This is a genomic window from Shewanella sp. BC20, assembly GCF_003129585.1.
Taxonomy (GTDB): Bacteria; Pseudomonadota; Gammaproteobacteria; order Enterobacterales; family Shewanellaceae; genus Shewanella; species Shewanella seohaensis.
The window spans coordinates 26,637-47,567 of the sequence record NZ_NHRI01000028.1; the positions used below are offsets into that span (position 1 = coordinate 26,637).

At 48.0% G+C, this 20,931-nt stretch carries 19 protein-coding genes and 4 tRNA genes; 16 read left to right on the top strand and 7 right to left on the bottom strand.

Going from position 1 to position 20,931, the window contains the following annotated elements:
- The first annotated feature begins 7 nt into the window (after positions 1-7).
- The gene (locus CBX96_RS20365; protein WP_109287891.1) at positions 8-1,075 is read left to right on the top strand and encodes an alkene reductase; all 1,068 of its coding nucleotides are present in this window, start codon (positions 8-10) and stop codon (positions 1,073-1,075) included.
- Between the two features lie 68 nt (positions 1,076-1,143).
- On the opposite strand, the gene CBX96_RS20370 is transcribed toward CBX96_RS20365, so the two are convergent.
- A complete protein-coding gene (locus CBX96_RS20370) occupies positions 1,144-3,561 on the bottom strand; it encodes a Lon protease family protein (protein WP_109287892.1) in 2,418 nt (805 codons plus the stop codon).
- 418 nt (positions 3,562-3,979) lie between these two features.
- Between CBX96_RS20370 and CBX96_RS20375 the strand changes: the two genes are divergently transcribed.
- Positions 3,980-6,619, top strand: coding sequence for a bifunctional diguanylate cyclase/phosphodiesterase (locus CBX96_RS20375; protein ID WP_109287909.1), 2,640 nt, complete (start codon positions 3,980-3,982; stop codon positions 6,617-6,619).
- Between the two features lie 149 nt (positions 6,620-6,768).
- Positions 6,769-7,998, top strand: a complete 1,230-nt coding sequence (locus tag CBX96_RS20380) for a DEAD/DEAH box helicase (protein WP_109287893.1) — start codon at positions 6,769-6,771, stop codon at positions 7,996-7,998.
- Positions 7,999-8,266: 268 nt separating this feature from the next.
- Here the strand turns inward: CBX96_RS20380 and CBX96_RS20385 are convergent, their stop codons facing one another.
- The gene (locus CBX96_RS20385) at positions 8,267-8,776 is read right to left on the bottom strand and encodes a hypothetical protein (protein WP_109287894.1); all 510 of its coding nucleotides are present in this window, start codon (positions 8,774-8,776) and stop codon (positions 8,267-8,269) included.
- 201 nt (positions 8,777-8,977) lie between these two features.
- On the opposite strand from CBX96_RS20385, the gene CBX96_RS20390 reads away from it, so the two are divergent.
- The 12 genes from CBX96_RS20390 (at position 8,978) to CBX96_RS20445 (ending at position 19,152) form a co-directional block, all read left to right on the top strand.
- On the top strand, positions 8,978-9,931 hold the full coding sequence (locus CBX96_RS20390) for a DUF523 and DUF1722 domain-containing protein (RefSeq protein WP_109287895.1): 954 nt from the start codon (positions 8,978-8,980) through the stop codon (positions 9,929-9,931).
- 74 nt (positions 9,932-10,005) lie between these two features.
- On the top strand, positions 10,006-11,094 hold the full coding sequence (locus CBX96_RS20395; protein WP_109287896.1) for a MerR family transcriptional regulator: 1,089 nt from the start codon (positions 10,006-10,008) through the stop codon (positions 11,092-11,094).
- Entirely contained in the window at positions 11,084-12,565 is a 1,482-nt protein-coding gene (phrB, locus tag CBX96_RS20400; protein WP_109287897.1) for a deoxyribodipyrimidine photo-lyase, read from the top strand. Before CBX96_RS20395 ends, phrB begins: the two co-directional genes overlap by 11 nt.
- A 45-nt stretch (positions 12,566-12,610) precedes the next feature.
- Positions 12,611-13,057 (top strand): nuclear transport factor 2 family protein, encoded by a 447-nt coding sequence (locus CBX96_RS20405; protein WP_109287898.1) that lies wholly within the window; start codon positions 12,611-12,613, stop codon positions 13,055-13,057.
- Positions 13,057-13,809: an SDR family NAD(P)-dependent oxidoreductase gene (locus tag CBX96_RS20410; protein ID WP_109287899.1), complete on the top strand. Its 753-nt coding sequence runs from the start codon at positions 13,057-13,059 to the stop codon at positions 13,807-13,809. Before CBX96_RS20405 ends, CBX96_RS20410 begins: the two co-directional genes overlap by 1 nt.
- Before the next feature lie 43 nt (positions 13,810-13,852).
- Positions 13,853-15,103: an NAD(P)/FAD-dependent oxidoreductase gene (locus CBX96_RS20415; protein WP_109287900.1), complete on the top strand. Its 1,251-nt coding sequence runs from the start codon at positions 13,853-13,855 to the stop codon at positions 15,101-15,103.
- Positions 15,100-15,891, top strand: coding sequence for a DUF1365 domain-containing protein (locus CBX96_RS20420; RefSeq protein WP_109287901.1), 792 nt, complete (start codon positions 15,100-15,102; stop codon positions 15,889-15,891). The genes CBX96_RS20415 and CBX96_RS20420 overlap by 4 nt, the downstream gene beginning before the upstream one ends.
- Before the next feature lies 1 nt (position 15,892).
- Complete coding sequence (locus CBX96_RS20425) at positions 15,893-17,149, top strand: cyclopropane-fatty-acyl-phospholipid synthase family protein (RefSeq protein ID WP_109287902.1); 1,257 nt, start codon at positions 15,893-15,895, stop codon at positions 17,147-17,149.
- 21 nt (positions 17,150-17,170) lie between these two features.
- A complete protein-coding gene (locus tag CBX96_RS20430) occupies positions 17,171-17,707 on the top strand; it encodes a DUF2878 domain-containing protein (RefSeq protein ID WP_258295037.1) in 537 nt (178 codons plus the stop codon).
- Positions 17,708-17,760: 53 nt separating this feature from the next.
- Positions 17,761-18,333, top strand: coding sequence for a chalcone isomerase family protein (locus tag CBX96_RS20435; RefSeq protein ID WP_109287904.1), 573 nt, complete (start codon positions 17,761-17,763; stop codon positions 18,331-18,333).
- Positions 18,321-18,869, top strand: coding sequence for a DUF3833 domain-containing protein (locus CBX96_RS20440; protein WP_109287905.1), 549 nt, complete (start codon positions 18,321-18,323; stop codon positions 18,867-18,869). The genes CBX96_RS20435 and CBX96_RS20440 overlap by 13 nt, the downstream gene beginning before the upstream one ends.
- 64 nt (positions 18,870-18,933) lie before the next feature.
- Entirely contained in the window at positions 18,934-19,152 is a 219-nt protein-coding gene (locus CBX96_RS20445) for a hypothetical protein (protein ID WP_109287906.1), read from the top strand.
- Positions 19,153-19,242: 90 nt separating this feature from the next.
- On the opposite strand, the gene CBX96_RS20450 is transcribed toward CBX96_RS20445, so the two are convergent.
- A complete protein-coding gene (locus CBX96_RS20450; RefSeq protein ID WP_011621963.1) occupies positions 19,243-19,587 on the bottom strand; it encodes a DUF3634 family protein in 345 nt (114 codons plus the stop codon).
- Positions 19,588-19,740: 153 nt separating this feature from the next.
- On the opposite strand from CBX96_RS20450, the gene CBX96_RS20455 reads away from it, so the two are divergent.
- Positions 19,741-19,926, top strand: a complete 186-nt coding sequence (locus CBX96_RS20455) for a hypothetical protein (protein ID WP_109287907.1) — start codon at positions 19,741-19,743, stop codon at positions 19,924-19,926.
- 212 nt (positions 19,927-20,138) lie between these two features.
- Here CBX96_RS20455 and CBX96_RS20460 read toward each other — a convergent pair.
- From CBX96_RS20460 to CBX96_RS20475, 4 genes are all read right to left on the bottom strand, one after another.
- Positions 20,139-20,214: transfer RNA gene (locus tag CBX96_RS20460), tRNA-Thr, on the bottom strand.
- 6 nt (positions 20,215-20,220) lie between these two features.
- Positions 20,221-20,296, bottom strand: a tRNA-Phe gene (locus tag CBX96_RS20465).
- 457 nt (positions 20,297-20,753) lie between these two features.
- Positions 20,754-20,829, bottom strand: a tRNA-Thr gene (locus CBX96_RS20470).
- A gap of 6 nt (positions 20,830-20,835) precedes the next feature.
- Positions 20,836-20,911, bottom strand: a tRNA-Phe gene (locus CBX96_RS20475).
- Positions 20,912-20,931: the final 20 nt, after the last annotated feature.

The following is a 20,931-nucleotide window of genomic DNA, read 5'->3' on the forward strand; positions in this document are numbered from 1 at the left end:
AACACCAATGACGATTGAACATGCAGCGAATTCCGTGGGTAATTTATTCGATACCTACAAACTTAATGACACTATTACCTTAAAAAACCGTATTTTAATGGCGCCATTAACGCGCTGTATGGCCGATGCGGATTTAGTGCCGACCGATGACATGGTGGCTTACTATGCTCGCCGCGCCGAAGCGGGATTGATTATCTCCGAAGCGACGATCATTCGCCTTGATGGTCAAGGTTACCCAAATACGCCCGGCATTTTTAATCAAGCGCAGATCGCCGGCTGGCGTAAAGTGACGGATGCTGTGCATGCCAACGGCGGCAAGATTTTTGTGCAGTTATGGCATACCGGCCGTGTCGCACACCCACATTTCTTCGGTGGCGGCGATGTACTGGCGCCTTCGGCTGAAAAAGTAGAGGGCAGTGTGCCCAGAATGCGTGAGCTGACCTATGTCACTCCAAAAGCCGCAACTGTTGAAGATATTCAGGGCTTAGTCCGCGATTATGCTAAAGCGGCCGAAAACGCGATTGAAGCCGGATTCGATGGGGTTGAGATCCACGGTGCAAACGGATATCTAATCGATGCATTCTTACACCATGACAGCAACCGTCGTACCGATGAATATGGCGGCACACCGGCCAATATGTCACGCTTTGCCTTAGAAGTGGTTGATGCGATTGCGGCGCGTATTGGTAAAAACAGAACCGGTCTTCGAATTTCTCCCGGCGCCTATTTCAATATGGCTGTCGATAACCGTGACCGCGCCGTGTTTGATTACCTGTTACCTGAGCTCGAAAAACGTGAACTGGCCTTTGTGCATATCGGTATCTTCGACGACAGCATGGAGTTTGATTACTTAGATGGCCGTGTTTCTAGCTATGTGCGTGCTAACTATGGCAAAACCTTAGTGGGTGTAGGTGGTTACAGCGCCCAATCGGCAAGTGAAGCGATTGCCGCCGATCAGTTTGATTTAATTGCGATTGGTCGCCCCTTTATTGCCAACCCAGATTATGTGGCAAGAGTGCGCCAAGGTCATGAATTGGTGACCTATAGCGATGAAATGCTGGCAAGCTTGGTGTAACTCAGAGCAGCAATTGCCGATAAGAAAGGGTTAGCATTAGCTAACCCTTTTTGCTTTTGGTCCAACGATCAATTGGCTTTAGGGAGCGCCCTTAGGGCATTGAGTTTTTGCTGGGCAATCCCAAATACGCACTCTGGGGCATAATGGCCTGCGTGTTTCCCATCATCGCCTCCTAAGGTCGCTGCCGTTTTGCCCAGGAGTAGTGCCATCGCTTGGGTGACATGGCTAATCGCCCAAATATGGAATTCTCCACGCTCAACCGCTTCCACAATGTCTTGGCGTAACATGAGGTTGGCGATATTCGACTCGGGAATAATCACCCCTTGGCTCGATGAGCGGCCCTTAATCTTACACACATCGAAAAAACCTTCGATTTTTTCATTTACGCCGCCGATGGGTTGCGCCTCACCAAACTGATTCATCGATCCGGTAATGGCAATATCCTGCCTCAAGGGCAACTCACTGATGGCGGAGATGATGGCGCAGCATTCGGCCATCGAGGCGCTATCACCATCGACACCGCTGTAGGATTGCTCGAAGGTGAGATAGGTGGTGAGGGGGATTTGCGCGGTTTTTCCAAGGACCGAAGCCAAATAAGCCGTCAGGATTAACACCCCTTTAGAGTGAATGCGGCCGCCGAGCTTAACCCTATGCTCAATATCCAGCACTTCACCCTTACCGAAGGCGGTGGTGGCGGTAATACGATTCGGCAGACCAAATTGATGATCTGAGGTTGATATCACTGATAACGCATTGATTTGGCCGACAACTTTATCGTGGGTATTGATTAATGTCGTGCCGTTGATAAAGCTCTCCATAATATTGTCGTGCAGGCGTGAGACCCGTTGTTCTTGGTTTTTCAGCGCCTGCTCAACGTGCTGTTTTTCAATACATTGACTTGCGGCGGCCTTAGCGCAGAAGTTTGATTCCCTAAGCAGATTGGCGATGTTTGCCGAATGCAGCGACAGCTTTTGTTGGTCCTGCGCCTCACGGGAGCTGTATTCGATAATGCGTGCGATGGCGCTGCGGTCACAGTGCAACATATTGTTATCGTGGACTATGCTGGAAATAAATCGTGCATATTGCGCCTCCGAGATATCGGTTCTGTCCATCACATCTTCAAAATCGGCCGTGACCCTAAATAGCTCACTAAAATCAGGATCATAATGCTGTAAAAGCTGATAGGTTTCGTGATCACCAAACAGAATGATCTTCACATCTAAGGGAATAGGTTCCGGCGCCAATGAGATAGTGCCCGACAGTGAGACTTCCCGCTCCAAGGAGCTTAAATCTAACTTGCGGGAGCGCAGTGCACGTTTCAAGCCGTCCCATACATAGGGGCGCTCCAGTACTTTGATGGCATCCATCAACAGCACGCCACCGTTGGCCTTGTGTAAGCTTCCTGGGCGGATGAGTGAGAAGTCGGTAAACACTGTGCCCCTAAAGGTGGCGTTCTCAACATAGCCAAACAGGCTGTGGTAGCTTGGGCTTTCTTCGACCACAATCGGGAATTTTTGCTCCCCTTGGCATACGATGACGTTGACCTGATAGCGGCGCGGCATTTTCTTTTCAAGGGAGGCGTAGGCGAGGGCGAGTTGCTCCTCACTCTCCTCAAGGAAAATATCTAAATTACTTAAGATATCCGACTGCATACCCGTTAAGAAGGCTCTGACTTCGGGCTGATGTTTGTATTTGTCTTTCAATGGTTTGAAAAAGTGCACCAGCACATCTTTAGCGACTTGTTCGTCGTGTTCCTGTTGGGTATCGCTAAACTCTTCTTCCCATTCGGTATTTTGTCGAATGATGCCGCGAAGTTTAACTTCGAGCCCATTGATATTGCTTTCAAACTGAGCGCGCTCGGCTTCGGTTAAGGCGCCAAAGGAGACCTCGTCATGGGGCTCTTCGCCATTGAGGGCAACCATTTGATAATCGCCCTGCAGGGTTAAACTGAGGCTAATGTTTTTCTGTTTGGCTTCTTCACTCAGCTCTGTCAGCGCGGCTTCTTGTTTTTGTGCCAGTTGGCTTTTGAGCTTTTCGGCTCGGGCATAATACATTTCGTTATCAAAGGCTAAGGGCAGTGCTTTGACCAGTTTTAGCATGAGTTTTTCGATGGACTTTTTAAACTCTTGCCCCGTTCCGGCGGTCAGCTTGAGCACTTTAGGACTGCGAGTATCGTCAAAGTTAACCACATAGCACCAGTCAAACAGTGACGGTTCAATAGGATCATGGCGATTCAGGTAACGCAGCATCATAGTGCGTTTACCTAAGCCGTTTTGACCAATAGCATAAATGTTATAGCCCTTTTCCTTGATCCCCATGGCGAATTCCACCGCCTGTTGGGCACGTTCCTGCCCAACAATATCATCGAGTGGCGTGAGCTGAGCGGTAGACTGACACTCAGGGTTAAGCTGTTTAAGTTCGGATTTACGATAAAGCTGTTGACTCGTTAACGGGATGGCGGGTGTTGCTGTGGGCACGGTATGCATAGAGATCCTTGTTTTTCATCCTGATTATTTCCATTGTAGACAATAGGATAATGTTGTTGTCAATCAAAAGGCGGTAATTTGTCTTTAAATCAGTGTTGTGGCTGACACATGGTTTTTTGCAGATCGACAAGATGAAAAAGCATTGCTTTTCATTGTGTTAGATTTGCTGGTTTCCTCGTAGCGTTATTTGAAACAAAGTAATCGGCGATTGAGTCAAATATTTATGTATTAGTGAATGACGATGATTGAGTGTCTGCGGTAATATCTACCGCAGATGCAGTGCGGGTTAGCGCGTAGAGACGCTTTCAGCGATGAATCTAAGCTGGTGGCTATCAAGGCTGGATTACGGCGTGTGAAGGTGAGGGCGCGTGATGTCCTCAATCAAAATGGAATTGTAGAGGCTACAGTAAGCAAGCTTATGATTGATGTTGTAATTTCACAAAAACAGTTGACGGATTGGGCAAACGACTTGCAGTTGATTGCCGATATGACGCAGTCGCATGCGGTGATTTTACAAGCCAGCGCGGTGGGTGACTATCGCCTACTCGTACAGTCAGCACAATGCCAATTAGCTGATATTGAAGCCCTTATTAGACATTTTAATCTCCAAGCGAATTTAACCCAGCATCAAAGCGCCACCCCTAAGGTCAAAGTTACCGCCTCCTCTGTAGACTCTGCGAATAACCCCTTCAATAAATCTCGTACTTTTAGCCACTATCAGGTTAATCTGCCTGAGGATATCCGCAGCGGCAGTGCCTATCAGCACGCCCTTATCCAAAATATCAGCGCGAACCAGCAATGGTGCGATACTGGGCTTGGCAGTTTGATTTACCTGCCGCTCCTTTGGACCTCGGGGGCGCATTTTGGCGTCTTATGTGTATATCACAGCGATCCTCTACATTTAGGGGATAGGGCGCTGCAACTTGCATCTCTAACGGTTAATAGCCTGCAATTTAATTTGAGCGAGTGGTTAAAGCAGCAAAAACAGGCGTTGGAGGCGCGGCGTGGGCAAGTTTATGCGCCCGATGTGATTGACTTACAAACCTTTATCGATAGTTTTGAAGAGCATATTTGGGTCAAAAATACCCAAGGTGTTTACACCATCTGCAACCACAGTGTGGAGAAAGCCTGGGAGTTGTCCCGCAGTGAAATTGTCGGCAAGACGGATGAAGACCTTTTTGGTAAAGAAATCGCCGAGATTTTTCTCAATGGTGACAGGCTTGCCATTGAAGCGGGAACACCGATTATCGTCGCCGAGTGTTTAGACGGTGAAAAACAGAATAAACACTTGTGGTTAGAAACCCTTAAAATTCCTGCCATGACCTCCGAGGGCGCACTTGCCGGTGTCATTGGCATGACCCGTAATATCTCTAAGCATAAAGAGGTGGAAGAGCAACTCACGCTGGCGACCAATGTGTTTAAACATACCCTCGAAGGTGTAGTGATCACCGACAGGCACGGCAATATCACCGATGTGAATGGTGCCTTCTATGAAATCACTGGCTACTCGCGGGAAGAGTTGCTCGGCCAAAATCCACGATTATTTAACTCGGGTCGCCACGAGAAAGTCTTTTTCGATGCCATGTGGAATCACTTACTCGAGACGGGTAAGTGGAATGGTGAAATTTGGAACCGCCGCAAGGATGGCACTATCTTCCCGCAAAATATCACCATCAGCACCATTTATGATGAGTTAGGTGATGTGCGCTATTTTGTGGCGGTATTTTCCGATATTTCCGCTCAAAAACAGAGCGAGGCCCAGCTAGCCCATTTAGCTTATTTCGATCCTTTGACCCATCTGCCAAATCGCATGAAGCTGATGATGCAGCTTAAGCAAGAACTCAGACATGCAAAAAGGCTCAATGCCCAACTAGCCACAGTGTTTATTGATGTGGATTTGTTTAAACATATCAACGACAGTTTCGGCCACAGTATTGGTGACGAAATGCTGGTGGAGCTGGCTAAGCGGTTACGCAGTCAGCTGCAAGAGCAAGATGTGTTGTCGCGAATTGGCGGCGATGAGTTTGTGGCGCTGATCTCGGGCATCCAAAGCCATGAGGATGCCGCCGCGGCCATTAACCAATTACGCCAAGTCTTTGAACAGCCCTTTGTGGTCAGTACTGGGGATCATCTGCGTCTGACGGCAAGTATGGGAGTGTCCATCTATCCCGATGATGGCAGTAATGCCGATACTTTGCTGCGTAACGCCGATGCCGCCATGTATCGCGCTAAGAGTGAAGGCCGCAATAACTTTGCTTTTTACACTGAGTCGCTCACTAAGCAATCCTTTGAGCATCTAAAACTGCAGAGTGCGCTTTATGGTGCCCTTGAGCAGAACGCTTTGTATTTGATGTATCAGCCTAAATTGGATTTAGTCAGCCGTAAAACCATAGGGGTTGAGGCGCTACTGCGTTGGAATGACCCCATATTGGGGCAAATTTCCCCAGGGGTGTTTATTCCCGTCGCCGAGAAAATCGGGCTGATTTACGATATTGGTTTGTGGGTGCTCGAAACCGCTTGCCTTCAAGGCGTGCGTTGGCTTGCCGAGGGGAAACCTTTTGGCCGAATCGCCGTTAACGTTGCCGGACAACAGCTACAACGTAGCTCCTTTGTTGAGGATGTGAAACGCACCCTGACACAAACAGGATTGCCTGCCACTTGCCTTGAACTTGAAGTGACTGAAAGCGTGATGATGCATAATCCCGATGTGGCGATTCGCGACTTAAAGCTGCTAGGGGATCTTGGTATTGAGCTTTCGGTCGATGATTTTGGTACCGGATACTCCTCCCTTAACTATCTGAAAAAACTGCCGATTCATAAGCTTAAGATTGACCAATCCTTTGTGCGGGATATTCCCTTCGACACCAACAATACCGCTATCGCTAAAGCCGTAATTGCTCTAGGGCATGCGCTCAAATTAGAGATAGTGGCAGAAGGGGTTGAGACTCAAGCACAGGCCGAGTTTTTAACCCAAAACCTGTGCGATCAGGCGCAGGGGTATCTCTTCAGCCGTCCGCTATTACCCGCGGATGTTGAGGCGTTTTTAGCGAAAGCCTAAGCGCGTCTAGTGAAAGCCTAAGCGTGCCTATCGATCATCAGGCTGATTAGGCACGATTAACGCCGTGAGCAACTGACAGATGCAATGCAACTGGTCGCTCTAGCGGCTGTCTGTTAACATGGCGCCATTATTGTTTTTGGTGATCTTCCATGTCTTTTAGCGCGCTTTCCTTACATTCTCAGTTAGTGAATACCTTAGCCGAACTTGGCTATCAGCAGCCCACGCCTATCCAAATTGAAGCCATTCCCGCTATTTTGGCAAAACAGGATGTGATGGCGGGTGCACAAACGGGAACAGGGAAAACCGCAGCCTTTGCTCTCCCGATTTTGCAGCAATTACTCCTCGATAACGAAAGCCAAGATGCCCCTAAAGATATTCGAGCCTTAGTGCTAGTGCCGACTCGTGAGTTAGCGGTGCAAGTGCAGCAGAGTTTTGTGAAATATGCCAAAGGCACGGAGATTCGTGTCGGGATTGCCTACGGCGGCGTGAGTATCGAGGCTCAGCAAGCCGAATTTAAGGCTGGCATCGATGTGCTTATCGCGACGCCTGGGCGCCTGCTCGATCATCTGCGTCAAGGTGCACTTAATCTTAAGCGTTTGAGTGTGCTGGTATTTGATGAAGCCGACCGTATGCTCGATATGGGATTTATGGATGAAATCAAAGCCGTGCTCAAGCAAGTGCCCGCGCAGCGACAGACATTGCTGTTCTCGGCCACCTTAGACGATTCGATTTTCGGTTTCAGTAAAAACCTTTTGCGTGATCCCAAGCTTATCGAAGTCGCGAAACGCAATACCACGGCCGCACAGGTGGAGCAGCGGGTTTATGCCATCGACAGTGACCGTAAAACCGAGTTTGTCAGCCATTTAGTGCGTAGCAAAAATTGGCAGCAAGTGCTGATCTTTAGCCGCACTAAGCAGGGGGTCGATAAGCTGACCACTCAGCTCAATCAACTCGGGGTGGCAACGCAGGCATTTCACGGTGACTTATCCCAAGGCGCAAGGGAGAAGGTTTTAAAGGATTTTAAACAAGGACTAGTGCAGGTTTTGGTCGCGACCGATGTCGCCGCTCGTGGCCTCGATATTGCCGACTTACAGTATGTGATTAACTTCGAACTGCCCTTTATTGCCGAAGATTATATTCACCGTATCGGTCGCACTGGGCGTGCGGGTAGCGCTGGTTTAGCGATTACGCTCTTTAGCCAAGAGGATGCACTGCTGCTTGAAGAGGTAGAAGCATTGCTCGATAAACGCCTGCCGCAGCAATGGTATCCCGGCTTTGAACCTGATTTTAATAAGATGGAGCCCGAACCAAGACGCAATAGTAAAGCGGCTCAAAAACAGCGAGCTAAGAAGCGCGCCCTAGGCGGCAAGAAACGGTAACGCTAGTTTGCTATCGCGTATGGCTTAGCTTGTGGGTTTAAAGCGTTATCAAAAGTCCTGATTTAGATACTTATCCGCCCCAGAGATGGGGCGGATTTTTGTTTTTCAACCGTTGACGATTCTGCGGTTCTCTTGCGTGGCAGTTTACTAATCTTTCACGGTTCTCACGCTGCCGATGGCATTTGGGGTCGCATCTCGCTCATTGTGTGTCTAGTGACTTGCTTATCAAGGTCTTGTTTTTCAGGTTCTTAGCACAAAATATTAAGCATTAACTAAAATAGACTTCAGCTTGGTTATTACGTTGCCGCTCTTCATTTTTTTCAGTCGCTTCTTTAATTAGCTCAGCTTTTTGGGCTTCGAGTAGCGCTATCTGCTTGGCCTTTTCTTCCTCGGATAAGCTGTCATTGGCGGCAATTTTCGCCATTTCTTCTTCTAGTTGCTTCAGTTTTTCCCTGTCGACTCCGGTGCGTTTATCGAGGATTGCCTGCATGGCTTCCGCTAATCTGTCTTCGGATTTTGCGCTCTCTTCTGTACCGGCAATATTTTGCACATTGCTGGTGTAATGTTGTTTGGCATTGGGCGCAAGCTGGCTATAGGTATCACTGGTTTCAGTGCTTCGAGTTACACCGCCCGATAGGGTGACAGTATCTTGCGGAGCTGTCATTTGAGGGCTCGAACTTTCCGAAGTGCTTGGTACGCCCTGCGTTTGTTGAGTCTGAGCCGATTTTAGCTGGCTTAGTGCAATGGCTGCATAGCTATTGGGATTGATGACCGTCATTTCCTTATTCTCCCTCGTCGATGTTTACTTCCTGATGCCGCGCCAATGGGGCGAATAAACTAAGCAATATCAGGGCCAAGCCCTAGCGACTTTCGTTGGATTTTTAGCGTCAGAAAAATTTTATAAAAATTTGTACAAAAACTTGATCCTTGTACAAGAATGGTCCGTAATATTATTCAAAGTGATACAAGGAATAGCATTATGTACAAGTTTAATCCGCAGCGAATTCAAATTGGGATCAGTGCCTGCCTACTAGGGGAGAAGGTGCGCTTTGACGGTGGGCATAAAAATTCTTCCTATTGTAATCAAGAGATTGCCCCCTTTTTTGATTATGTTCCCTTGTGTCCAGAAATGGCGATTGGCCTAGGTGCACCGCGAAAAAGCATTCGATTAGTGCGCGATGGTGAGCAGATCCGAGTGCAGAGCGGTGATGGCAGCTTAGATGTCACCGACAAACTCAATCGCTTTAGCGATCAAAAGGTTGAGGAATTAGGCTTTTTAGGCGGTTACTTACTTTGCGCCAAATCGCCGACCTGCGGTATGGAACGGGTGACTGAGTACAAAATCGGTACCAATAATGGCACTAAATCAGGCATTGGGGTGTTTGCCCGTAAATTAATGGAACGCTACCCCTATCTCCCCGTCGAGGAAGAGGGGCGCTTGCACGATATGGTGCTGCGGGAAAACTTTTTTACCCGAGTCTATGCCTATCACGACTGGCATAAGATGTGTCATGAGGGCCTAACCAAGCACAAGTTAGTCAAGTTTCACTCCCGCTATAAGTATCTGTTGATGGCCCATAGCCCTAAATGGTACCGCGAGCTAGGGCCGATTGTGGCCAATATTGAAGACTTAGAGCAAACCGCCGAGCGCTATTTTACGGGCTTTATGACCGCCTTAAAAATCAATGCGACCCGTCGAAACCATACCAGCACCTTACAACATATTCAGGGCTATTTTAAAAAGCATTTGAATAAGGAACAGAAGTTAGAACTGTCTGAAATGATTATGAAATATCGCCAAGGGCTTCTCCCTTTGCTGGTGCCTATCACTTTGATTAACCACTATTTGCGCCAATTCCCCACCCCCTATATTGAGGATCAAGTGTACTTAAATCCCCATCCCGAGGAATTAAAGCTGCGCTATGCCTATTAATCACAGTTAGCTGGCGAAAATACGCACTTGAACGATTAGATAATGCATTAAGATTAACGAGTTAAGTAATTTACATGAAACAACATGATTCAAAGGTTGAGGCCGAAAACCTCGAGAGTCGCGAGCTACTCCCGATCGGGGAAGTGTCGCTACTGACTGGGGTTAACGCGGTAACGTTAAGAGCATGGCAGCGCCGCTTTGGGCTGGTGATCCCTGCGCGTACGCCTAAGGGCCATAGGTTATACACACCTGAAAATATTCAACAAATCCATGAGATCAATGCATGGTTAGCCAAGGGTGTCGCCATCAGTAAGGTCAAACCGTTACTGATGAGTTCAGCTCGTGCGACCGAGGATGACCATACTACACTGCAAGAGGGGGATTTGTGGCAGGAGCAGATCACTGCTTTAAATAGCGCGCTGTTTGAACTGGATCAACCAAAGCTGCACCAAATCCTTGATGAAGCCCTTGGCTTATATCCCTTTCAATTAGTGAAACAAAAATTGTTGCTGGCTTGGATGGCGCAGTTACCTGCTTTGCTTGAGCCTCGTTTAGATGCCGAGCTGTTGCTTGCATGGTTAGAAAGCGAGTTAGCCAGCCGCATCGGAGGGCGCGCCAGTTTTGCCGGGCAGGCCAGTTTGGCGCAAATCGGTGTCGTGTGTTTGCCATCTATCCAAGGGCAAAAAACGGCCGAGCAGCACGCGGGTCATTCGAACATGACTCACTCTAGCGTAAGCAACTCAAGCATAAGCAACTCAAGCACAAGCAACTTGAGTATGACTAATCGCTTATATAGCCTGGTTTTAAGCTTAGAACTGGCCGAGTTAAGAGTGTCTGTCATTCATCTTGGTGTACTCGACACCACAAGCCTTGGGCTTATCAATAATCGGCTCAAGGTGGACGCTCTCTTGCTAGTGCCTGAGGCGAATCATCCACCATCGAAAATCTTCGAGCTGCAAAGCTTGCTCGAGCAAATGCCACTTTCCTGTTATCTCATCGGCCCCTTTGCACCGACTCTCACGGCCTTATCAGCGTTTATGGCGCCAGACTTGGCTGAATGGGTTAGCCAAGTTTCGGCGGCAAAAGAGCAACAGAAGAAACAGCTACGTAAGAACAAAAATGCGGCCGAAGCGGAGCAAGGAGGGCAAGCCGATGAACAATAATCAACCCCCAGCTGCAAAGCACGCGTTGATGTGGTTTCGTCAGGATCTGCGTTTAACGGATAACCAAGCGCTGACGGCCGCCTGTGATTGGGTGCGGCAAGTGCCTAGCGCAAAACTCAGAGCGATTTATATTGCGACTCCGAGCCAGTGGCTCAGCCACGATATGGCGCCGATCCAGATTGATTTTATCCAGCGGCATGTGAATTTGCTCGCCCAAGGACTCGCAAGCCTAGGGATTGAATTTGAGCTTATTCAGCTCGATAGCTTTAAAGAGGTGCCCGCTTTTTTAGCGAGTTACTGCGAAAATCTTGGCGTTGAGCGGGTGTTTGCGGGGCAAGAACCCGAAATCAACGAGCAAAAGCGCGACCAAGCCTGTCTCGATGCGGGTATTCCCTTGGTGCTCAGTGACGAGCATTGCCTATTGCCGCCGGGTACTGTGCTTAACTTAAGCGGTGATATGTATAAAGTGTTCACGCCCTTTAGCCGCAAGTGGCGAGAAGTTGCCGCCAAATGCGCTATTTTGCCGCTTGCTGTACCTGCGCCGCTTGGCCCTATGTTACCTGAACCAAAGCCAATCAGTTTTAAAGAACGTTTCCCATTCACTAGCAAGCTAACCTCGAGCGAGCAATGGGCGGCGGGAGAGGGGCAGGCAAAACGTATTCTTACCGCATTTATTCAGCAAAAAGCCCAAGACTATAAACAGGATAGGGACTTTCCTGCTCTCGAGGGGACCAGTGTTATCTCCCCTTATTTGGCGCTGGGCGTGCTGAGCCCAAGGCAATGTATCGCGGCGCTGCTTGGGCGTTTTCCCGAGGTGATTGTCGATGATACTAGCCCTGGGCGAACCTGGTTGAATGAGCTGATCTGGCGGGAGTTTTATCGCCATTTGTTAGTCGCCTTTCCAGATTTATCCAAGGGGCACAACTTTAATCGTCAGGCCGACCATGTGCAGTGGCGCAACAACCAAGCTGAGTTTTTGGCGTGGTGCGAGGGCAAAACGGGTTACCCGATTGTAGATGCGGCGATGCGCCAGCTTAATCAAACCGGCTGGATGCACAATCGGTTGCGTATGGTGGTGGCGAGCTTTTTAACTAAACACTTGCTTATCGATTGGCGCTGGGGGGAGCGTTACTTCCGACAGCATCTTATCGATGGCGATCTGGCGGCTAATAACGGTGGCTGGCAATGGTCGGCGGGCTGTGGCTGCGATGCCCAGCCCTATTTCCGCATTTTTAATCCTATCAGCCAGAGCGAAAAGTTTGATCCAGATGGCAGCTTTATCCGTAAGTACTTACCAGAGCTGGCATCTTGGGGAATCAAGCGTTTGCACCAACCCAATATGCAAAAAACGCCTTCGTTGTTTGAGGCGCCAACGCTGGAGTCTGACTCGGCTTATCCCTATGCGATTGTGGAGCACAATGCGGCAAGGGCGAGGGCGCTGGCGGTACTTGGGGTGCTGAAAAAGGCCTAGGCCATAGGCTCAACCTTACAACTTATCCCTTAGGGAGTTATCTGGATGATAAACCAAGCGAAGATTGAACAGAGCGGTGTGGTTGATGAGTTTATCGCGCTCTATCAAGCATTAAACAAGGACAATCTGCATCTGTTGGCTCAGATCTACGATGACAATATTTGTTTTATCGATCCTATGCATCAAGTGAATGGTTTAACTGCCTTGACTGAGTATTTTGCCAAACTCTACAAAAACGTTGGCTACATTCACTTTGAAATCAAAGAAGTATTGCAAGATGACTCTCAAGCTTCGCTATTTTGGCAGATGCAATATCGCCATCCCAAGTTAAACAAGGGCGAACTCATCCGAGTCGATGGTATGAGTCAGCTTAAGTTTCATCAGCGGATTTACTTTCATCGGGATTATTTCGACTTAGGGCAAATGCTGTATGAGCATTTGCCCTGCATGGGCGGTCTGATTCGCCTACTTAAAGACAGGGCGGCAAAGTGATGACCTCTGTGCAGATCCACAAAATCAACACTGTGCTGATCACAGGGGCAAGCTCGGGTATTGGGCTGCAATTAGCCAAGGATTATCTCGCCGCTGGTTGGCATGTGATTGCCTGCGGGCGAGACAAAGCTAAGCTCGATGCCCTTGCCGAAACCGTGCTGATTGGGGCGACTTGTATCAGCTTTGATATTAATGAGCGTAGCCAAGTCCAAGAGAATGCTCTCCTTATCAAAGATTTACTGACTCAGTGCGCCTGTCAGCTGGATTTAGTGATCCTCAATGCCGGTGGCTGCGAGTATATCGATGACGCTAAACACTTCGACGACAGATTGTTTGAGCGTGTCGTGCACACCAATCTAATAGCCATGGGCTACTGTCTCGGCGCGTTTTTACCTTTAATGCCAAGAGGCGCGCGCTTGGCACTGATGAGTTCGAGCGCGACGTATTTAGCCTTTCCCCGTGCGGAGGCCTATGGCGCTTCTAAGGCGGGCGTGCAGTACTTAGCCGCTAGCCTGAGGCTCGACCTTGCTCAACACGGGATCTCTGTGAGTGTGATTTGCCCAGGTTTTGTGGCGACGCCTCTAACGGCCAAGAATGATTTTGCCATGCCGATGCAAGTCGATGTAAAGGCGGCGTCAACGGCAATTCGCCGTGGGCTCTCGCGCGGCGTAACCGAGATCCATTTCCCCAAACGATTTACTTATTTATTGAAATTGATGTCATTTCTACCAGCCTTGGTTTGGCAAAAATGATCCAACGGTATAACCAGCCAAGGGCGCTTAAGGATGCAGGACGATGAAAAATATTGCCATTGTAGGGACGGGAATTTCAGGGCTGACCTGTGGCTATCTACTCAGCCAATCCCACAAGGTTACTGTGTTTGAGGCCAATGACTATATAGGCGGCCATACCGCGACCGTGGATGTGGAGCATCTTGGTAAACACTATGCGATAGACACTGGTTTTATCGTGTTTAACGACCGAACCTATCCCCGTTTTGAGCGGCTGCTAGCCCGCTTAAATGTCAGTATTTTGCCGACCGAAATGAGTTTTAGTGTGCACAACGCCCTAACGGGGCTTGAGTACAATGGCCATAACGTTGCCAGTTTGTTTGCCCAAAAGCGTAACCTCCTGAATCCACGCTTTTGGGCCTTTTTAAATGAAATTGTGCGTTTTAATAAAAGCTGCAAGGCGATTTATCAGCAGGATAATTACCCCGCTGGCAACTTGGGTGAGTTTCTCGACCGCGAACAGTTTTCTCACTTTTTTGCCGAACATTATATTTTGCCCATGGGCGCGGCAATTTGGTCATCGAGCATCGAGGATATGCGCGCCTTTTCGCTGCGCTTCTTTATCCGTTTCTTTGAGCACCATGGCTTATTAAACGTCAGTAACAGACCGCAATGGTATGTGCTTAAGGGCGGCTCACGCAGTTATATTCCGGATTTAATTGCCCCTTTTAAAGACAGTCTGTATTTAAACAGCCCTGTGAGTGCCATCGAACGCCATGCTGACGGCGTAAAACTCTATGTGAATGGTGAGTGGCAGGAATTCGATGAGGTGGTCCTCGCTTGTCATAGCGACCAAGCGCTTAAGATGTTAACCGATGCCAGCTCGGCCGAAAAAGCAATTCTGGGTGACTTGCAGTATCAAAATAATGAGGTGGTTTTACATACAGATACCAACCTTTTACCTAAGCGAAAGGCGGCGTGGGCCAGCTGGAATTATCGTTTGGATGGCAATCAAAAACGCCCCGCCTCTGTGACTTACAATATGAATATTCTGCAGCGCCTACCAAGCGACGCACCAACCTTTTGCGTAACGCTTAACCAGACAGAGCTGATTAACGAAACCAAAATTCTGCGCCGTTTTAACTATGCGCACCCTGTGTTTAATGAGCAGAGTTTGCAGGCGCAGGCGCGCCGGGAAGAAATCTCAGGACAAAACCATACCCATTTTGCGGGCGCCTATTGGCACAATGGCTTCCATGAAGACGGTGTCCGCAGCGCCTTAGATGTGTGCGCTCACTTTGGGGTTACGCTATGAGTGAGCTCAATAGCGGTATTTACTACGGCATCGTGACTCATAGTCGCTATACGCCAGTAAAACATCACTTTAGCTACCAAATGGCGTTGCTGGCGATTGATTTAGACGAAGTCGATAGCATCAGTGCCATGGGGCGCAGTTTCGCCAGTCAGCGGCGCGCTCTGCTCAGATTTAATCCCAAGGATTACCTTTGCACTTTTACGACTAAGGATAACCAGAGTCGACAGCTTGAGATAAACGAGCCAAGCAGCTATGCCCTTAAACAGCGGGTGCTTGAGCAAGTTGCTGAGTTAGGCGGTCACCAGCCTTGCGACAGAGTGTTGTTTGTTGGGCAGATTCGCCACTTTGGCGTGTATTTCAGCCCTGTGAATTTTTACTTTTGTTATCAAGCACAACAGCCTCTATATATGCTTGCCGAAGTGAGTAACACCCCGTGGGACCAACGTCACTGTTATTTAGTGGATTTATCCGTCCCTAAAACTACGGATAAAGTGTTTCACGTTTCGCCTTTTATGAACCTCGATATGCGCTACCAATGGCATGTTGAACCGCCCGCTGAACGCTTAAACATTGGCATCGAGAATCTACCGAATCAGTCGGGTAAGCGTTTGTTCAATGCCAGCCTGTCGATGACTCGCCAAGCTATCAATGCTCAATCCCTTCGCGCCTTGTTGTTTCGCTTTCCATTTATGACGCTGAAAATTTTCGGCGGGATTTATTGGCAGGCGTTAAAGCTGTTCTTTAAGCGCGTACCTTTTGTTCCACATCCAGCCCAAGTGGAGAAATAAAATGGAAAACACTGCATCGCAATCTTCTGTTATTACGGCAAAATTGCCTGACAGTCTGGCCCGTAAGCTACTGCTTAAAGCATTAGAAAATCTCCCCCACGGCTGTTTAACCTTAGTGGAGGGCGACAAGAGCTATCGCTTTGGTGAGCATCACAGTGATTTACATGCCATCCTGGTGGTAAAGCATCCTAGCTTCTATCGCCAAGCGATGTTTTCGGGCTCCATTGGCGCCGGTGAAAGCTATATCCAAGGTCATTGGACTAGCCCGGATCTCACTAAGGTGGTGCAGCTGTTTGCCCGCAATCTGCCCTTGCTCGATAAGATTGAAGCGAAATTCGGTTGGCTGACTGGATCGGTTAACCGTATGAAACATTTGCTGAATCGCAACTCACAGCAGGGTTCTAAACGTAATATCTTGGCCCATTACGACTTAGGTAATGCCTTGTATGAGCAGTTTTTAGATCGCGAAATGTTGTACTCCAGCGCTCTTTATCCCGATAGCGGAGCGAGTCTAGAGCAGGCGCAGCTGCATAAACTGAAAACCATTTGTGAGCGGCTCGACCTACAACCTGGGCAGACCTTACTCGAAATCGGAACGGGGTGGGGTGCCTTAGCCATTTACGCCGCCAAGCATTATGGCGTGCACGTGACGACCACAACGATTTCGGATGCGCAATATGCTTACGCGAAAGCGCGAGTCGAACGGGAAGGCTTAAGCGATCGCATCACCTTATTGACTGAGGATTACCGTAATCTCGGCGGCACCTACGACAGACTAGTGTCTATCGAGATGATTGAAGCCGTTGGCCATGAGTACCTGCCTGGCTTCTTTAAAAAGCTCGAGTCCTTACTCAAACCCCATGGCCGCATGTTATTGCAGGCTATCACTATCGCCGATCAACGTTACGACAGTTATCGCAAAGGTGTTGATTTTATTCAGCGATATATTTTCCCTGGCGGTTGCTTGCCTTCGGTTCACCAAATGGTTGGACACTTGGCCAAGCGCACCGATATGCAGGTGTGGTCGATTGATGATATGGGCCTCGATTATGCCAAGACGCTGAGGGACTGGCATAACAATTTCGACCGCGCCATTGAGCAAGTGCAAGCCCTTGGCTATGGCGACGATTTTATCCGCATGTGGAAGTTTTACTTAAGCTATTGCGAAGGAGGCTTTTTAGAGCGTACCACGAGCACAGTGCATTTGGTTGCGGTGCGCCCAGATTACCGTTTGCCGAATGCGGTGAGCGGTAACTAAGGTGGTGATGAGATGTCCTCTATGGCGGGAAACATACTCAATATCTCAAAATATCAGGGCTTTATACTCTATAACGCCTTGAGTTTTCAGTGTGTTTGGTGGACTGGCGTGTTGTTTGGCAATCGCGCGCTGTTACTGAGTATCCCTTTGTTAGTGCTGCATTTTATATTACTGCCGCGAGTGGAAACCGCCGCTGCTATCCCTCGGGACTTAAGCACAATGCTTAAGATTGGGTTACTCGGTATGGCGGTTGATAGCCTGCTTACGTTGGCAGGTGTATTTGAATTTTCCGTTTTTCCCGCTTGGTTGGCGTGTCTCTGGTTGCATTTTGCGGTGAGTTTGCAGCATAGCCTTAAGCTTATCCGTGCCTTTGCGATGGTATTACAAGCCATTTTAGGGGCAATCTTCGGCAGCCTGAGTTACTTGGCTGGAGCCGCATTTTATGCCGTGAGCCTTCCCTATGGTGAGGGCGTTTCTGCGGTGTTTCTCGCGATTATTTGGGCTGTGTTATTGCCTCTTTTTATCAAACTCTCGCGCAGCCATAGGTCTATGGGATGAACTATCTAGGCGCGTTATATCGTCGTTAATCCTTGTCTTGCTGGAGAAATCTGATGTCTCATCCTTCATCCATATTGTCAGTGATGTTGTTAAAAAAGCGATATCTCGGCGCCCTGTTTGGATTAATGCTGCCAGTCGCAGGATATAGCGCCACGCCAGCGGCCATCGAAAAGACTATGACCTCAGGGCTGGTTGAGGTTGGTCGAGGTGAGATGGATTGGCTCTGGTTTAATGTCTATAAAGCCAAACTGATGACTACTACGGGGAAATACCAGAGTGGGATTTATCCGCAGTTATTAGACATTGAATATTATCGTGATATTGAGGCGAATGATCTGTTAGAGGCGACGGCAGATCAGTGGCGACACTTAGGCTACACCCAGGATGAAATTGCCAATTGGCTGCAATTACTCAAGGGAATTTGGCCTAATGTTGTGCCCGGCGATCATTTAAGTTTCAAACTCATCGATGCGCAGCGCAGTCAGTTCTTTTTCAATGGTCAGCCGCTTGGCGTTATCGAAGAGCCCAAATTAGCCGAAGCATTTCTGGCGATTTGGTTATCGACCAATACCAGCAGGCCAACCTTAAGGGCGCAATTATTAGGAGAAAAATCATGCGATTGCTAAAGCTTAACTGGGGTAAGCCTGTTGTCTTGGGGTTGTTGATGGCCAGTCTTTTGACGAGCTGCTCCAGCGTCGATGTGAGTGACTATCGAGATACTAATCCCCCCTTAGTGTTAGAAAGCTTCTTTAATGGCCCGCTTAAGGCATCGGGCATTGTTGAGAACTTCAGTGGCAAAGTGATACGTCGGTTTAATGTCACCATGGAGGCGAGTTGGCAGGGGGCGGAGGGCACCATCAAAGAGTGGTTTGTCTATGATGATGGTGAAACCCAAACTCGCATTTGGCGCATTCAATCCCAAGGGGAAGGGCAATACACTGGCACGGCTGACGATATTATCGGTACTGCGGAAGGGGAGGCGAGCGGCAGTGCGCTGCGTTGGCGCTACGATATGCTACTGCCCGTCGAGGGTGATGAATACCAAGTGCACTTTGATGATTGGATGTACTTAGTGAACGACAATACCATTATTAACCAAAGCGATATTAGTAAATGGGGCGTCACTGTCGCCAAAGTGACTTTAGTGATCCAAAAGCATTAACGGTATAGCCTAACTAATAATTTTTCGTTTATTACAGTAGGCTGACAAAACACTTCAATCCTGCATGGCTAAGTCGATGAAAAATTATTGGATGTTAATGCTGGTATTCGTAAGTCTGTCTTTAACGGCCTGTTCGAATATCGATTTTCAATTTGAAGGTCAGTCAGATGAGCAAGTCGACCCTAATCAACCAACAAGCGATCCTATGGTGCAGGATAATGAGCGCCGCGTTCGTGATGCCCGTGAAGATGGACGACTAGAGCCAAGTAGGTTTAAATTCTAGAGCTGGCTTAAATACAAACGTTGGGTAAATCTAGCGAGAGGGCGATGTTTTCAGCCCTTACTGAAAAATAAGGGCTGAACGTTAGAAGGATTAACCCGCTTGGCGACTATTGTCGACCGCCTTTTTATCGTAATACTCAAAGGGAAATTGGTTACGGATCCGCTGCTGTAGGTTGTCATTCACATTGGCAGAAATATGCAGGCGCACGCCGGAGTTTTTTTCTGCTCTAATAGTGCAAGTCAGCTTTTCCGCTTTGGCCAACTGACGACATTCGCGTTCGAAACGCTCGGGGATTTTGCCTTTATGTTGAGTCATGCGACCATCTTTAAAATGCATTTCAAAAATAGTCAGTCCCTTCTTACCTGCAAAGATCAGTTTATAAACCAGAAACAAACCAATCGCGATAAAAACGAGCTTTAAAATAGTGGCTGTCATAATGCCTCCTCTCTTATGTTTATAGGACAAAGATACTCTGGAGTTATTGCTTTTAACAGTGCGCTAACACGCAATTTTAATTTGGCAAAGGAATGATTTTGGCATAGTCTTAAATTGCTCAGGAAATGTACTACTTCAGTTAAGGAAAACGCCATGTACCTATCTAATGCTGACCGTTGGTCTTTATTGTGCAAACAACAAATTGATATTATTGATAAATTGTCTGCACAGTTCCCAGAACGAAAAGTACCGCTAAATGAATTAACCCATGGATGGCGACACTTACAACATCAAGTGCAGGCGGGGGATAGGCCGATAGTGCATGAGCAGATAAAGTAAATTGCTAAAATGACAGAAACAAAAAGCCACTCATCGAGTGGCTTCGTTGTTTTTAATGGTGCCAGCACTAAGAGTGGAGTTTGGGAACGACTGTGATTATCGAGAGTAAGTCAGTTGTTCAGGGCTGTCGATGCTGTGACTTTTACTCAAAATTCAGGTTCAAAATACGGATACAAAAAAGCCACTCATTGAGTGGCTTTTTTGTTTTTTTATGGTGCCGGCACCAAGAGTCGAACTCGGGACCTACTGATTACAAGTCAGTTGCTCTACCAACTGAGCTATGCCGGCGAATGGTGGTGCCCGAACCCGGAATCGAACCAGGGACACGAGGATTTTCAATCCTCTGCTCTACCGACTGAGCTATTCGGGCAACTAAACTAAGCGTTAGTTAACTACTTCAAACCGAGTGCTTAACGCCCCATACGTTCGAAGTGCGCGTATCATATAGTGCTCGCTTTCACTGTGCAAGCCCTTTTAATTCGACTGACCAAGTATTAAACAAAAAGTGCCTTAATTAAGGCTTTATAGAGATGCGAATGGTTTACTTAGTCGAACTATCAATGGGTTAATTCGATTTAGTCGTGGGATAAATGAGTAAAACGGCAGTGGATGACTGGGAATTTTAAATATTCGCAGTGCTAAGGACTAAGCTGTTAATCAGTATTTTGTTTATATGGCGCCATGCTCAAGAACCGAACTTAAGCACTGTGTAAATGATTGATAGCTGGTTAGTCGTAATGTACTTGCATTGAACATTGAAGGAGTTTGAACTAATCCAAATCTCAGAAACAAAAAAGCCACTCATTGAGTGGCTTTTTTGTTTTTTATGGTGCCGGCACCAAGAGTCGAACTCGGGACCTACTGATTACAAGTCAGTTGCTCTACCAACTGAGCTATGCCGGCGAATGGTGGTGCCCGAACCCGGAATCGAACCAGGGACACGAGGATTTTCAATCCTCTGCTCTACCGACTGAGCTATTCGGGCAACTAAACTAAGCGTTAGTT